This window comes from Pararobbsia silviterrae, from assembly GCF_003628125.1.
Classification (GTDB): Bacteria; Pseudomonadota; Gammaproteobacteria; order Burkholderiales; family Burkholderiaceae; genus Pararobbsia; species Pararobbsia silviterrae.
The window spans coordinates 154,926-167,903 of record NZ_RBZU01000015.1 but is presented as its reverse complement, the minus strand read 5'-3'; the positions used below and the strand labels follow the sequence as shown (position 1 = coordinate 167,903).

Annotated in this window: 15 protein-coding genes; 6 read left to right on the top strand and 9 right to left on the bottom strand. The window is 64.6% G+C overall.

Translation table 11 applies throughout. The annotated features are described in order from the left end of the window. The first annotated feature begins 211 nt into the window (after nucleotides 1–211). A complete protein-coding gene (locus tag D7S86_RS25330) occupies nucleotides 212–1,144 on the top strand; it encodes a dienelactone hydrolase family protein (protein WP_166444161.1) in 933 nt (310 codons plus the stop codon). A gap of 170 nt (nucleotides 1,145–1,314) precedes the next feature. Then, nucleotides 1,315–2,103: a sulfite exporter TauE/SafE family protein gene (locus tag D7S86_RS25325; RefSeq protein WP_121090668.1), complete on the top strand. Its 789-nt coding sequence runs from the start codon at nucleotides 1,315–1,317 to the stop codon at nucleotides 2,101–2,103. A 98-nt stretch (nucleotides 2,104–2,201) separates the two neighbouring features. On the opposite strand, the gene D7S86_RS25320 is transcribed toward D7S86_RS25325, so the two are convergent. The 5 genes from D7S86_RS25320 to D7S86_RS25300 all read right to left on the bottom strand — a co-directional run bounded on the left by D7S86_RS25320 (nucleotide 2,202) and on the right by D7S86_RS25300 (nucleotide 5,875). Next, the gene (locus D7S86_RS25320; RefSeq protein ID WP_147432474.1) at nucleotides 2,202–2,405 is read right to left on the bottom strand and encodes a hypothetical protein; all 204 of its coding nucleotides are present in this window, start codon (nucleotides 2,403–2,405) and stop codon (nucleotides 2,202–2,204) included. 184 nt (nucleotides 2,406–2,589) lie between these two features. Beyond that, complete coding sequence (locus D7S86_RS25315; protein WP_121090702.1) at nucleotides 2,590–2,931, bottom strand: BON domain-containing protein; 342 nt, start codon at nucleotides 2,929–2,931, stop codon at nucleotides 2,590–2,592. 316 nt (nucleotides 2,932–3,247) lie between these two features. Then, on the bottom strand, nucleotides 3,248–4,207 hold the full coding sequence (locus D7S86_RS25310; protein WP_121090700.1) for a LysR family transcriptional regulator: 960 nt from the start codon (nucleotides 4,205–4,207) through the stop codon (nucleotides 3,248–3,250). 77 nt (nucleotides 4,208–4,284) lie between these two features. Next, entirely contained in the window at nucleotides 4,285–4,698 is a 414-nt protein-coding gene (locus tag D7S86_RS25305; protein WP_121090664.1) for an organic hydroperoxide resistance protein, read from the bottom strand. A 106-nt stretch (nucleotides 4,699–4,804) separates the two neighbouring features. After that, the gene (locus D7S86_RS25300) at nucleotides 4,805–5,875 is read right to left on the bottom strand and encodes an alpha/beta fold hydrolase (protein WP_121090662.1); all 1,071 of its coding nucleotides are present in this window, start codon (nucleotides 5,873–5,875) and stop codon (nucleotides 4,805–4,807) included. 410 nt (nucleotides 5,876–6,285) lie between these two features. Here D7S86_RS25300 and gabD point away from each other — a divergent pair, with 410 nt between their 5' ends. The 3 genes from gabD (at nucleotide 6,286) to D7S86_RS25285 (ending at nucleotide 8,940) form a co-directional block, all read left to right on the top strand. Beyond that, nucleotides 6,286–7,764, top strand: coding sequence for an NADP-dependent succinate-semialdehyde dehydrogenase (gene gabD, locus D7S86_RS25295; RefSeq protein WP_121090660.1), 1,479 nt, complete (start codon nucleotides 6,286–6,288; stop codon nucleotides 7,762–7,764). 342 nt (nucleotides 7,765–8,106) lie between these two features. Continuing rightward, a complete protein-coding gene (locus D7S86_RS25290; protein ID WP_147432473.1) occupies nucleotides 8,107–8,295 on the top strand; it encodes a hypothetical protein in 189 nt (62 codons plus the stop codon). Nucleotides 8,296–8,322: 27 nt separating this feature from the next. Then, complete coding sequence (locus D7S86_RS25285) at nucleotides 8,323–8,940, top strand: cupin domain-containing protein (protein WP_205962893.1); 618 nt, start codon at nucleotides 8,323–8,325, stop codon at nucleotides 8,938–8,940. A gap of 20 nt (nucleotides 8,941–8,960) precedes the next feature. On the opposite strand, the gene D7S86_RS25280 is transcribed toward D7S86_RS25285, so the two are convergent. Continuing rightward, entirely contained in the window at nucleotides 8,961–9,635 is a 675-nt protein-coding gene (locus D7S86_RS25280; protein WP_121090656.1) for a response regulator transcription factor, read from the bottom strand. Nucleotides 9,636–9,902: 267 nt separating this feature from the next. On the opposite strand from D7S86_RS25280, the gene D7S86_RS25275 reads away from it, so the two are divergent. Then, on the top strand, nucleotides 9,903–11,267 hold the full coding sequence (locus D7S86_RS25275; protein ID WP_147432472.1) for a sensor histidine kinase: 1,365 nt from the start codon (nucleotides 9,903–9,905) through the stop codon (nucleotides 11,265–11,267). 37 nt (nucleotides 11,268–11,304) lie between these two features. Here D7S86_RS25275 and D7S86_RS29660 read toward each other — a convergent pair whose 3' ends face one another. The 3 genes from D7S86_RS29660 to D7S86_RS25265 form a co-directional block, all read right to left on the bottom strand. Next, a complete protein-coding gene (locus D7S86_RS29660; protein ID WP_158602088.1) occupies nucleotides 11,305–11,442 on the bottom strand; it encodes a hypothetical protein in 138 nt (45 codons plus the stop codon). 98 nt (nucleotides 11,443–11,540) lie between these two features. Next, on the bottom strand, nucleotides 11,541–11,960 hold the full coding sequence (locus D7S86_RS25270) for a TOBE domain-containing protein (RefSeq protein WP_121090652.1): 420 nt from the start codon (nucleotides 11,958–11,960) through the stop codon (nucleotides 11,541–11,543). Nucleotides 11,961–12,004: 44 nt separating this feature from the next. Then, complete coding sequence (locus tag D7S86_RS25265) at nucleotides 12,005–12,715, bottom strand: YceH family protein (protein WP_121090650.1); 711 nt, start codon at nucleotides 12,713–12,715, stop codon at nucleotides 12,005–12,007. Between the last annotated feature and the right edge of the window lie 263 nt (nucleotides 12,716–12,978).

Below are 12,978 nucleotides of genomic sequence, written 5' to 3'. Positions count from 1 at the left end.
GACCCGACCCGACCCGACCCGACCCGACCCGACCCGACCCGACCCGACCCGACCCGACTCGACTCGACTCGACCCGACCCGACCGGATACACCGCCATAGCCATGGCCGCCCAAAGCTAAATAGTTCGAAAAATCGCGCTCCACCAAGATTCACGCAATATCGAGCCGCTTGCGCTATGCTGCCGGGCACGATTCTTCCGAGGAGTGAGCGATGTCCGTTGATGATCGTTTTACCGCGTCCGATGCGGCGCGTGCTTCTGACCTGGCCGAAGTCTCCGAAACCGATCTCCAGACCCCCACGCCCGCGCGTCGTGCCTTTCTCGCGCGCATGATGGCGTCGGGTTTCGCGCTCGCCGTGCAGCCCGTCGTGGCGGATGTCATTCACACGAGCGACGACGGACTCGACGTCGGCCCGACCAGCATCGATCTGCCCGGCGACAAGAACGAAGCCCTGCCCGCGTACTACGCGAAGCCGAAAGGCGCCACGCACGCGCTGCCCGTCGTGCTCGTCGTGCAGGAAATCTTCGGCGTTCACGAGCATATTCAAGACCTCTGCCGGCGTCTCGCGAAGCTCGGGTATTTCGCCGTGGCCCCCGAACTGTATTTCCGTCAGGGCGATCCGCGTCAATACACGTCGATCCCCGAGCTGGTCGACAAGATCGTCAGCAAGGTCCCTGACAGCCAAGTCATGTCGGATCTCGATGCAACAGCCGCATGGGCCACGTCGCACGGCGGCGACGCGAAACATCTCGCGATCACGGGCTTTTGCTGGGGCGGCCGCATCACCTGGCTCTACGCGACGCACAACCCGCATCTGAAGGCCGCGGTCGCATGGTACGGCCCGCTCGTCGGTCAGCCCACGGCGAATACGCCGCGCTTCCCCGTCGACTTCGCGGGCGAACTCAAGGTGCCGGTGCTCGGCCTCTACGGCGGACAAGATCCGAACATCAAACAGGAACACGTCGCACAGATGCGCGAGGCGCTCGCCAAGGTCCACTCGAAGTCGCAGATCATCGTCTATCCCGACGCGGGTCACGGCTTCAATGCCGACTATCGCCCGAGCTACAACGAAGCCGACGCCAAGGACGGCTGGCAGCACATGCTCGCGTGGTTCAAGCAGAACGGCGTACCCGGCGCAGCCTGAGCGTCACGCGATCGAGGCCCGGGGCGCGACGTTCCAGACGCGCTTCGCCAGGATTTGCGACAATACCGGGCTGCGCAGCGCCGCGAAGCCCGTGCGCGCAGCCCGGTGCGCCCTTCCGACGCGCGCCGCGGTCGCTCGTTGCGAGCTTCGCTCATCGCCCCCAGGCCAAGATGGTTCTTCCTCATATTGATTGGTTGTATTCGGTTTCCGGGCTCTGCGTCGGCCTCCTCGTCGGTCTGACGGGGGTCGGCGGCGGCTCGTTGATGACACCCCTGCTCGTGCTGCTGTTCGGCGTCCATCCCGCGACGGCGGTCGGCACGGACCTGCTCTACGCGGCCGTCACGAAGACGGCCGGCACGCTCGCGCACGGCGCGCAGGGTTCGGTCGACTGGAGAATCACCGGACGACTCGCGGCAGGCAGCCTGCCCGCGACGATCGCAACGCTCATCGCGCTGCATCACTACGGCGTCCATCAACCCGGCAGCGGCGGCGTGATTCAGGCGGTGCTCGGCGTCGCGCTGTTGATCACCGCCGTGTCGCTGATCTTCCGTCCCCAACTCGCGGCATTCGCCGCGCGCCATGCCGGTGAACTCAGCGATCGGCAGGCGCGCGTGCTGACCGTGCTCGTCGGCGTCGTGCTCGGCGTGCTCGTGTCGATGACGTCGGTCGGCGCGGGCGCAATCGGCGTGACGGCGCTGCTGCTGCTTTATCCCTCATTGCCGACGTCGCGCATCGTCGGCTCGGATATCGCCCATGCGGTGCCCTTGACGCTCGTCGCCGGCATCGGCCACTGGATACTCGGTTCGGTCGACACCGGCATGCTAGTGTCGCTTCTGATCGGATCGCTGCCCGGCATCCTCATCGGCAGCTATCTGTCGTCGCGCGCCCCTGAAGCGTTGCTGCGCAAGATTCTCGCGGCGACGCTCGTGCTCGTCGGCGGACGGCTCGTCTTCGCCTGATCACACGGATCGCGTGCATGCGGCAACGTGCACGTCGTACATACCGTGCTTATCGCGCATCTCGTGCGTACTGAGTCGCGCGTGTCGAGTGCCTATGACTAGTGGCGCGTGCGCGACGACGGCGCGTGCCGCGTGTCGCGCTTGATCGTGGCCGACCGCGGCTTGCGTTGCGCTTCGGATGCATCGGGCGGGATCGCGATCGGATCGCTCGCCGGGAATGTTTCTTCGAGCGCTTCGTCGAGCGGCTGCGTGGCGGTCGTGTCCGAGGGCGCGCGCTTCGTGGGATGGCGAGAAGTCGTCATGATGTTCTCCATGGACAGGGTCGTCCGAGTTCATGCACGGGGCAGTATAGAGCGATGCGCGTCAACGCGCGGCCCGGTTCGACAGGATGACGAAACAAGGTTGATGAAACCGTCACACGCCGCGCGGCGTGCCGGAACAAGCGACACGCGTCACGCGGCCTGCATTTGAACGCCTACGTACCGATCATTCGTCGGCCTGGATCTTCAGGCGGTTCTTGACCGAATCGACGCCCGAGACGTTGAGCACCACCTTTTCCGCCGCGGCCTTGTCGTCGCTCGACGGTACCGTACCCGTAAGCCACACGACGCCCTTGCGCGTTTTCACGTGGATATGGGTCGATTTGACGTCTTTTGCCGCGAGCAAATCCGCTTTGACCTTGGTCGTGATCGTGCCGTCGTCGACGTGCTGACCGAGCGTTTCCGACGCCGACGACGGCGCGGCCGAGTTGGTCTGCGCATTGACGTGCAGGGCGAAGGCGACGCACGCGATACCGCTTGCGGTCTTCAGGAGCTGGATTGTCTTCATCGCGTATTCCTGGTTGTTGAAAGTGGGTCCTGCTGCCAGGTGATGCGCAAATCGTGGTCCACCCCTTGTACGGCTGCGCAAACGATCATGCACGACGCGCGTCGGGCGCATCGGCGCGTGCGATGAATGAACGGTTTGGAACGACGCGACCCACGCTTCGAACCGCGCATTCGGGCGCGAAGACTCGGCACGCATGCTGATGCGTCGGTGTGTGTATTTTTTACGATCCCGCATGCAAGCGTCGCGTCAGCCGATGCGATCGCCGGCACACAAACGTCCGTTTAAGCGACACGTCGACGCACGGACACGCGACGGATCACCCGCGAGCGCGCGCGGAGCGCTTGGTATGCGCTTTTTTGACGGGCGCGTCGGCAAACATCGTCATGCGTCGAAGGATCCAGTCGAGCAGTTCGCGCGCCGCGGCCGTCAATGGACGATCGGTTTTCACGAGCAACCGCGCCTTGATGCCCTCGAACAACGGATGCGCGATCGGTACGACCGCGAATTGGCCCGATGCGAGTTCCTGATACGCGGCGAACGCGCCGATCAACGTCATGCCGTTCCCGAAGCCGACAAAGCGCTTGAGCGCGGTCAATGAATTCGTCGTCAGCGTGGGCCGCAACGCGATGTTCTCGCCGAACGCGAGCATGTTCACCGCTTGTCCGATCCCATAGCTCAACGGCATCAACGCAAGCGGATAGTCGAGCATCTCGTGCACGGTCGCGGGTCCGCCGCGCCGCGCGAGCGGATGATCGTTGCGCACCAGCAGTACGATCGGCTGGGCCGAACTCGCGCGATAGTCGACACGCGGATGCGGAGGCGGGTTATACGCGAGGCCGATATGCGCGCGCCCTTCGGCCACGGCCGCGACGACGTCTTCGACAGGCAGCATGTCCATGCCGATCTCGAGTTTCGGATACGCGAGGCAGAACGCACCGAGCACCTCGTCCATGAGCGCGTCGACATAGCCTTCGCTGAACGCGATCTGGACACGCCCTTCCTGGAGCCCCTTGAGCGCCTGGAGCCGGTCTTCGAGATGCTCCTGATGCGAGCGGTAACCGCGCCAGAATTCGAGCAAATGGGCCGCGGCTTCGGTGGGCCGCACGCCGCGCGCCTGACGTTCGAAGAGCATCGTGCCGAGTTCTTCCTCGAGCAACTTGATCTGCCGCGTGATGACGGACGCCGCGGTGTTCAAATTCTCCGCCGCGCCGCGGATCGACCCGCTCTGGAGCACTTCGTGGAAATAGCGCAGGCGCTGCTGATTGATTTCCCTCATGTGCGGCATCTCCTTCGTTTGGGGCCGACATGGCGCGCGAGCCCGTGTCGCGCGCCATGTCGGCCCCGGCTGCGTGTTTAGACGAGTTGAATCTCGACCGCAATATTGCCGCGCGTGGCTTTCGAATACGGGCAGGTCTGATGCGCGGCGTCGACGAGCGTTTGCGCGACTTCACGTGCGAGGCCCGGCAAGCTGACGTTCAGGCGCGCACCGAGCAGGAAGCCTTCGCCTGTCTTGCCGAGATCGACTTCGGCGTCGACGGCGAGATCGGCCGGCAACGTGATGCTCAGGCGTCGGGCGGCATGGCCCATCGCGCCGATAAAGCATGCGGACCAGCCTGCCGCGAACAACTGCTCGGGATTCGTACCGGTGCCCGTGCCCGGCGACGACAGCGCGATGTCGAGTCGTCCGTCGCTGCTGCGCGCGGCGCCGTTGCGGCCGCCCGTCGTATGCGTCTTGCCGGTGTAAAGCACGTTTTCGATCGTGGTCATGATGAGGTCCTCGATGGGGGGGTGAGTCGGTTTGGCTGACTTGGTCGACTTGGTCGACTTGGTCGGTTTGATACGTTTAATGCGCGTAATCCGCGCGATCCATTGACTACATACGCGCGACGTCGAGCACCGCCTGCGTGAACGCATCCGGCGCTTCCTGCGGCAGGTTGTGACCCGCACCCGCGACGATCCGATGCACGTATTCGCCGGTGAACTTCTTGCGATACGACGATCCGTCGCTGGCGGGCGCCACGCCGTTGGCATCGCCGTCGAGCGTGATCGCGGGCACGTCGATCGTCGGTGCGCGCTGCAGGCGCTGCTCGAACGTGTCGTAGCGCGGCTCGCCCTCGGCGAGACTCAGGCGCCAGCGATAGTTGTGAATTACGACGGCCACATAGTCGGGGTTGTCGAACGACGCGGCCGAACGATCGAATGTCGCGTCGTCGAAATGCCAGGCGGGCGAGTTGTCTTGCCAGATCAACTTCGCGAAGTCGTGCCGGTTCGCTTCGAGGCCCGCGCGGCCGCGCTCGGTCGCGAAGTAGTACTGGTACCACCAGCCGAGTTCGGCCTTGGGCGGCAGCGGCTTCTTGTTGGCCTCGAGGCTATTGATGATGTAGCCGTTCGCCGAGACGATCGCGCGGCAGCGCTCGGGCCAGAGCGCGGCGATCGAGCACGCGGTTCGCGAACCCCAGTCGTAACCCGCGAGAATCGCGGTATCGATCTTGAGCGCGTCCATCAGCGCGATCGTGTCGAGCGCGACCGCGCTTTGTTGGCCGTTGCGCGGCGTGCTGTCCGACAGAAAGCGCGTGGTGCCGTGTCCGCGTGTGTGCGGGACGATCACGCGAAATCCCGCAGCCGCAAGCGCGGGCATCACGTCGACATAGCTATGGATGTCGTACGGCCAGCCATGCAGCAGGATTACGACCGGCCCGTTCGCGGGGCCCGCTTCGGCATAGCCGACATTGAGCAGGCCCGCGTCGATCTGCTTGATCGTGCCCATCGAGGTATGCGCGCCGCGCCGGATCGACGACACGATCGACGAGGCCGAATCGGCTTGGGCACGTGCCGTCTCGGCGGCCGCGGCGGAGGACGGCCAGCTCGCGAAAGGCGCGGCGGCCAGCGCCAGCGCTGTCGTGCCGAGGAAACCGCGCCGACTCAGGTTGATGAACTCCGACATGGCAAGACTCCTAGAAAGGGGTGGGATATCCAGCGTTCGAACCGCAATGCGTTGTGGCATGGATGTGATGCTCTCAGAGCAACACCCCTCTCAACAAGAGCAACTATAGTCACGTTTCGTTGCCTTTTGAGCAACGAAAGCGCAGATCGGATATCGGATGCGACGAGTGACGTCGGGGCGACGCGCGGCGGGAACGCAAGCTGCTGCCGCCAGGCGGTGACGCGGACGCAGCGAGCGGACGGGGCTATGATTCAATGCCCGTCTCGGTTCGCCATGCCGATGGAACGATCGAACGATGGATCGGTGAATCCGTGAATCAGACCGACGCGGCACGCGAATGTCGTACGGATGCGCCGATCGCGAATATCGGCGCGTGAGCCCGAATTTATCTGACGCCCATACCCGACACCATGGATAGAGCCGCCTCCGCCCTTGTGCTCAAGGATCCCGACCTGCTGCGCGCGCAGGCCTACGTCAACGGCCGCTGGATCGACGCGAACGATCGGCGGGTCATTGAAGTCGTGAATCCCGCAGACGGACAGCGCGTCGGCACCGTGCCATTGATGGGTGCCGCAGAAACGCGTGCAGCGATCGATGCAGCGCGCGACGCGTGGCCCGCTTGGCGCGCGAAGACCGCGCGAGAGCGTGCCGTCATCCTGCGTCGTTGGTTCGATGCGCTCATCGAACACGCCGACGACCTCGCCCGCATCATGACGAGCGAGCAGGGCAAGCCCCTGGCCGAGGCCAAGGGCGAGATCGTCTATGCGGCGTCGTTTATCGAGTGGTTCGCCGAGGAAGGCAAGCGGACCTATGGCGATACGATCCCGACGCCCGCGAATGACCGCCGCATCATCGTCGTCAAGGAGCCCATCGGGGTCTGCGCGGCCATCACGCCGTGGAATTTCCCGGCCGCGATGATCACGCGCAAGGTCGGTCCCGCGCTCGCGGCCGGTTGCACGATGGTCGTCAAGCCTGCCGAGGCGACGCCGTTGACCGCGCTCGCGCTGGCCGTGCTTGCCGAGCGCGTCGGCCTGCCCGCCGGGGTGTTGAACCTCGTGACGGGCGATCCGCGCGAGATCGGACGCGAGCTCACATCGAACCCCGACGTACGCAAGCTGACGTTCACGGGTTCCACGCAGACGGGTCGCATCCTGATGGAGCAATGCGCGCCGACGATCAAGAAGCTCTCGCTCGAACTCGGCGGCAACGCGCCGTTCATCGTCTTCGACGATGCGGATCTCGATGCGGCGGTGGACGGCGCGATCGCCTCGAAATTCCGCAACGTCGGCCAGACATGCGTGTGCGCGAACCGGATCTATGTGCACGACGCCGTTTACGATGCGTTCGCCGAAAAGCTCGCGCGCGCCGTCGCGGCGCTCAAAGTCGGGAACGGCACGGACGCGGGCGTGGTCCAGGGGCCGCTGATCAACGAAGCCGCGGTGCGCAAGGTCGAATCGCATATCGACGATGCGCTCGCCCAAGGCGCGCGCATCGTCACGGGCGGCAAGCGGCATGCGCTCGGTCATGGCTTTTTCGAGCCAACTGTACTCACTGGTGTTACACAAACGATGCGCGTCGCGAAGGAGGAAACATTCGGTCCGCTCGCGCCGCTGTTCCGCTTTCACTCGGACGCCGAAGTCATTCAGATGGCGAACGACACCGAGTTCGGACTCGCCTCGTATTTCTACAGCCGTGATATCGGCCGCATCTGGCGTGTCGCCGAGGCGCTCGAATACGGCATGGTCGGCATCAATACAGGCTTGATCTCGAACGAGGTCGCGCCATTCGGCGGCGTCAAGCAGTCGGGCGTCGGGCGCGAAGGCTCGCACTACGGCATTGAAGACTATCTCGTCGTCAAATATCTGTGCCTCGGCGGCCTCGATCGCTAGACGCGTTGCCGGACATTTGCTTGATCTGACGTAACGCGGTCCGCGTGACGCTCGATGCGCAGCGTCACGCCCGATGTGTATCGGACGCATGCTGATCGGGCGCTTCGGCGCCCGCGCTTTTTCCACGATGTTTCGCGCATTGTTTGCAACACTCCCTTCAAATCGCATGCCTGCGCGTGCGTTTCGCTAAGCCGGCATCGCTCATTCTTCTCTCAGAATCGGTCTCCACAATAGGCGTCATCGAAGGAGTACGCATCGCATACGGCGAGCGCTCCTCGGCATCGGACACGGACGTTGAAGCTCGCTCGGCGATTCCGGTGCGACACCCTGTTGGAGCTCACCATGAATGCGATTCGTAGCTTGTTCGGCCGCCTGACCGTTGTATTCGCGGCGAATCATCTTCCGTTCGACGACCGTTACGCGCATACGCACGCGCGTTTCGACGACTACCGCATGCAGCCCCGAGTGCAGCCTCGCATGCAGCCCCATTACGCGCCGCGCGGTGAATCGATGGACCAATCCGTTTTCTGAGTACGACGCCCATTGAAGGAGCATCAGATGAATATCGAACACTTGACCGCGACGTCCCATCGATTGGGCACGCCGTATGCCGAGCGGTTTGCGGGTCACGTATGCAAGCCCGGTACCGTGCGTTTTGAAGTCTTGCGATCTGTGGCCCTCGAAGCGAGCGCCGAACGTCGGGCGATCGTCGTGCCCGCGATGGGGCTCGAACTCGAGGTCCACGCGCCGATGCATACACGCCAAGGCGGGGTGACGTTGATCGAGACCGTCAACGCACCCGGTTTCGGTCCGCCCGTGCATCGCCATCGCGAGACGGAGGTTTTCCGCGTTGAAAACGGACGCTATCTGTTCGAGGTCGACGGCGAGCGCTTTGTCGCGGAACCTGGCGATGTCGTGACCGTGCCCGGCGGTGTCGTGCACGGTTTCGTGAACATCAGCGATGCGCCCGCGAGCCAAAGCATTCTGTTTTTACCGGGGCTCGACGCGGTCGGCTTTTTCACCGAACTCGCGCAGACGATTCGCGATGACGCGATCGACCCGAAGTTGCTGCGCGCGTTCGGATTTCTGTGGGGCGTCGAATTCGTCGGGGCGCCGTTGCGCATGTCATGGGACTGCCGGCCGTCGCGGCCCGCGAAGCGGCGCCTGAACGCGTGACTTCGCATCCTTCGGCTCCGTCAGCTTGGCGTTTGTCCGCCGAGCATGATGGTCCAACCCAGGCCTCGGACGTTGCGAATCACCGCGTTGCCGAATTTCTTGCGGACCGAATGAATGAGGACGTCGACGGCGTTGCTCTCGACTTCCTTGCCCCAGCCATAGAGCCGGTCTTCGAGCTGATCGCGCGAGAGTATCGTTCCGGGGCGTTCGAGCAGCGCGAGCATCAGCGCGAATTCGCGCGCCGACAGCGCGCCTGTGTTGCCGTTGCACGTGAGCGTGCGCTTGTCGAGATCGAGACTCAGCGTGTCGTCGCCGAGCCGCGAGACCGCGTAGCCGGCTTTACGGCGCAGCACCGCGCGTATGCGCGCGAGGAGTTCGGGCACGAGAAAGGGCTTGAGCACGTAGTCGTCGGCGCCGACGTCGAGACCCTCGACGCGCGTTTCGAGGTCGTCGCGCGCCGTCAGAATCACGACGGGCACCGGGTTGCCCGCGTCGCGCGCGCGCTTGAGCACGTCGATGCCGCCCATGCCCGGCAGGCCCAGGTCGAGCAGCACGACCGTGTACTCGGCGGCTTCGAGCGCGCGGCTGCCCGCGACGCCGTCGCGCACCCAGTCGACGCTGTAATCCGCGTCTTCGAGTGCGCGGAGCAGGCTCTGGCCAATTTGCAGATCGTCTTCGACCAAAAGGACTCGCATGATCCCTCGATACCTGAATGAACCGCGATAGGTCCGTGCCCTGGGCCAGGCCCGTCGGAACACGCATATGTGCTGGGTTCGAATACGTTGCCGCCACGACGGTACGCGCGGCACGCGCGTTGCACACCATGCGGCGCCGGCGCGGCGCGTGTGGAGCCTCGGCCATGAACGCCCGTATCGAACGCTAGAATGATAGCCGACACGGTCGGCAGCTCGCCGGACCCGCACGTTGGCCCCCGCTTGGCGAACGTCGTACTGAACAGGCTCATGCAGATCAAACGGCGCATCCCGACTCGAAACCGCTCGCTGAGCACGCAATTGATCGTCGCACTGAGCGCGGTCGTCATGATCGTCGCCGTCATGCATGGGCTCGGATCCTATGTGCTTGCGCGCAATTCGACGCATGCGATTCTCGATGCACGGCTGCGCGATGTGGCGATCCGGCTCTCGGCCAGCCTGGCGAATCTCGTGTTGCCGTCGACCGAGCCCGCGTTCCAGCGGCCTGAAGACCTCGAGATCCAGATCTTCACGGAAGACGAGGCCCAGCCGTCTGAGACGACGAATCCCGAACTCCATTTCTCGCGCGAGATTCCGCTCGGATTCTCGGATCAGATCGTGGGGGGCGAGCCCTGGCGCATTTTCGCGCTCGTTACCGCGCATCATCGGATTCAGGTCGCGCAGCGCGAGCGCGTGCGTCAGCAGGTGGCCCGCCGCGCCGCGCTGACGACGCTCTGGCCGACGGCGCTGCTGATGCCGTTGATGGGGTTCGCCGTCATGCTCGTGGTCCGCAGGGCGATGAAGCAGGTCGGCACGCTGGCCGTCGAGGTCCGGTCGGTCGATCTGAATCGGCTCGAACCGATCGACTCGCAGGGCGTCGCGCTCGATCTGTTGCCGTTCGTCGAGTCGACGAATATGCTGATTGACCGGCTCGCGCGGATGATCGAGACCGAAAAGAAATTCATCTCCGACGCCGCGCATGAACTGCGCTCGCCGATCACGGCGCTTCAGATCCAGGCCGACAATCTGCGCGACTCGATCTACCCCGAAAACCGCCCGCGTTTCGACGAACTCCGCGACGGCATCCTGCGCGGCGGCAATCTCGTCAAGCAGCTCTTGAGTCTCGCGCGCGCCGATGCGCGCGTGGCTGAAAGTACGTTTGTCGACGTCGAAGTGCGCAAGGTCGTCACGCAGGTGATCGCGGATTGCCTTCCGTTCGCGTCGCAACGCGCGATCGATCTCGGCGTCGAGCGGATCGACGACGACACCGACGTCCATGCGATCGAGGCCGATGTCGCGGCCGTCGTCAGGAATCTCGTCGAGAACGCGATGCGCTACAGCCCCGAGAGCAGCGTCGTCGACGTGCGTGTCGTGCGCGGGCGCGACAGCGTCAGCATCGAAGTCGTCGACGAAGGCCCCGGCGTGCCGGCCGATATGCTCGAACGCGTATTCGAGCGGTTCGTGCGCGTCGATCCGTCGAGGACCGATGGCACGGGACTGGGTCTGGCGATCGTGCGCGCGACGATGGACCGTTATCGCGGCCGGGCGGTCCTCGAAAATCGGACCGACGCTCGCGCGGGCCTCGTCGCGCGCGTGACGTTCCCGCGCGAGCTCCGCCGTCTTGCCGGCGCATAGCGCCAGGCGCGAACCTGCCCGGTGCGCGCCGCGCCGCTCACCAGGCGACGGGAAGCAGCAGATACGGGAGCAGGTCTTCGTACGAGACCGGTTCGAGATCGTCGGCCGTGAGCGGATCGGCGTTCGAGGCGGCAGGACGATGTTCGTTGGCGGTTGCCGAGGTGAGCGTGTTCATCTGTGTGTCTCCGGACTTGCGTTCCTCGGATCGGGAATCGATCGGAGCGCATGCACACAGATTGAACGTCGAGAATGAGCGCTGAATGAGCGCGCGGTTCAGTCGACCGCGAGGATCACGTTCGACGCCTTGATCACGGCGCTGGCGGGCTTGCCCGGCGCAAGATCGAGACGCGATGCGCTTTCGTTCGTGATGATCGCGGTCACATCGAGCCCTGCTGCCGACACCACGACTTCCGCATTGACGGCCCCCGTCTTGACGGACTTCACGGTGCCGTTGAACACGTTGCGCGCGGAGATCTTGTCGGGCGCCGTGTCGGTCATCAGGATGACCGAGGACGCCTTGATCAACGCATAGGCGGTGCCGCCCGCCGCGAGCCCGAGCACTTTCGTGCTCTCCGACGTCACGATCGCGACGATTTCGGCGTTGCCGACCTTGAGGACCACTTCGTCATTGACCGCGCCGGTCTTGATCGCGGTGATCGTGCCGGTCAGGAAATTGCGTGCGCTGGTTTTCATCGAAGGTCTCCGGTTGGAAGAAACGAATGCGCGGTCCGCGTCGATCAGGACGGTCGGACGATCGCGTCGACCGACACGCCGAGTTGGGCCGCGAGGTGTTCGACGATCGCGCGGAGTTCGGCCACTTCGCGGGTCAGCCGCTCGTGTTCGGCGCGCCACTCCGATCTGAGCGCGTCGACGTCCGCCGATGCGCCGTCACCCGAGGCGTCGCGCGCAATGTCCGCGACATCGACTTCGCCGCAGAGCAGATGGGCCCATCGACTTTCGCGTTCGCCGGGCGCGCGGGCGAGCTTGACCACGTAGGACGGCTCGCGCTGCGCGAGTTCGTCGAGAAACGCTTCGACCGACGAGACGTCCGCGAAACCGTGCAGACGCGCCGAGTTCAGACGCAGTTCGGCCGCGGTCTGGGGACCGCGCAGGATCAGCGTGACAAGCAGCGCCGCGGCCTGGCTCGGGATGCCGAGCACGCGGGTCATATTATGTTCGTATCGCGCGACGCGGCTGCTGCTCGCATCGAAGACGAGGCTGCGTTGCTTGAGGCCGTCGACGGCGTCCTGCACGTCGGCTTCGGACGCCGACATGACCGGCAGGCGGGCCGTCTTCTGGTTGCAGCCCGCCGTCAGCGCGTTGAGCGAGAGCGGATAGGTGTCGGGCACCGTGCGCTCCTTTTCGAGGAGCACGCCGAGCACGCGTGCTTCGAGTGCGGTCAGCGCGCGCAGGGCGGGACGGGGAGCGTCTTCTTGAGTCTGGTTCATGCCGAACGAAGGGGTCGGGAAAAAGGGGCCGCACACGCTGGCGTGCCGGTCTTGCGCGCGACGCATGCGCGCCGCTCGCGCGTCGGAAAAATTCTCTCACAGCACGTCGGCGCTGACCAACGCCGCGCAGCCGGTACCGAATCGCTCGGCGCCGCCGGTTTTTCATGCGTCTCATTCCCCGCAATCGTTTGTGTTATTCCGATTCCTTTCAAAACGAATCGCGATCGATCGGCGTCGTAAGGTAATTGCACTTTGAAATCGCT

What these genes read in the sequence shown, in the direction of transcription:
- D7S86_RS25270 (WP_121090652.1), bottom strand. Translation starts at nt 11,960, where the DNA reads ATGAAAACCAGCGCACGCAATTTCCTGACCGGCACGATCACCGCGATC.
- D7S86_RS25330 (WP_166444161.1), top strand. Translation starts at nt 212, where the DNA reads ATGTCCGTTGATGATCGTTTTACCGCGTCCGATGCGGCGCGTGCTTCT.
- D7S86_RS25280 (WP_121090656.1), bottom strand. Translation starts at nt 9,635, where the DNA reads ATGCGAGTCCTTTTGGTCGAAGACGATCTGCAAATTGGCCAGAGCCTG.
- gabD (WP_121090660.1), top strand. Translation starts at nt 6,286, where the DNA reads ATGGATAGAGCCGCCTCCGCCCTTGTGCTCAAGGATCCCGACCTGCTG.
- D7S86_RS25275 (WP_147432472.1), top strand. Translation starts at nt 9,903, where the DNA reads ATGCAGATCAAACGGCGCATCCCGACTCGAAACCGCTCGCTGAGCACG.
- D7S86_RS25315 (WP_121090702.1), bottom strand. Translation starts at nt 2,931, where the DNA reads ATGAAGACAATCCAGCTCCTGAAGACCGCAAGCGGTATCGCGTGCGTC.
- D7S86_RS25285 (WP_205962893.1), top strand. Translation starts at nt 8,323, where the DNA reads ATGAATATCGAACACTTGACCGCGACGTCCCATCGATTGGGCACGCCG.
- D7S86_RS29660 (WP_158602088.1), bottom strand. Translation starts at nt 11,442, where the DNA reads ATGAACACGCTCACCTCGGCAACCGCCAACGAACATCGTCCTGCCGCC.
- D7S86_RS25290 (WP_147432473.1), top strand. Translation starts at nt 8,107, where the DNA reads ATGAATGCGATTCGTAGCTTGTTCGGCCGCCTGACCGTTGTATTCGCG.
- D7S86_RS25265 (WP_121090650.1), bottom strand. Translation starts at nt 12,715, where the DNA reads ATGAACCAGACTCAAGAAGACGCTCCCCGTCCCGCCCTGCGCGCGCTG.
- D7S86_RS25300 (WP_121090662.1), bottom strand. Translation starts at nt 5,875, where the DNA reads ATGTCGGAGTTCATCAACCTGAGTCGGCGCGGTTTCCTCGGCACGACA.
- D7S86_RS25310 (WP_121090700.1), bottom strand. Translation starts at nt 4,207, where the DNA reads ATGAGGGAAATCAATCAGCAGCGCCTGCGCTATTTCCACGAAGTGCTC.
- D7S86_RS25325 (WP_121090668.1), top strand. Translation starts at nt 1,315, where the DNA reads ATGGTTCTTCCTCATATTGATTGGTTGTATTCGGTTTCCGGGCTCTGC.
- D7S86_RS25305 (WP_121090664.1), bottom strand. Translation starts at nt 4,698, where the DNA reads ATGACCACGATCGAAAACGTGCTTTACACCGGCAAGACGCATACGACG.
- D7S86_RS25320 (WP_147432474.1), bottom strand. Translation starts at nt 2,405, where the DNA reads ATGACGACTTCTCGCCATCCCACGAAGCGCGCGCCCTCGGACACGACC.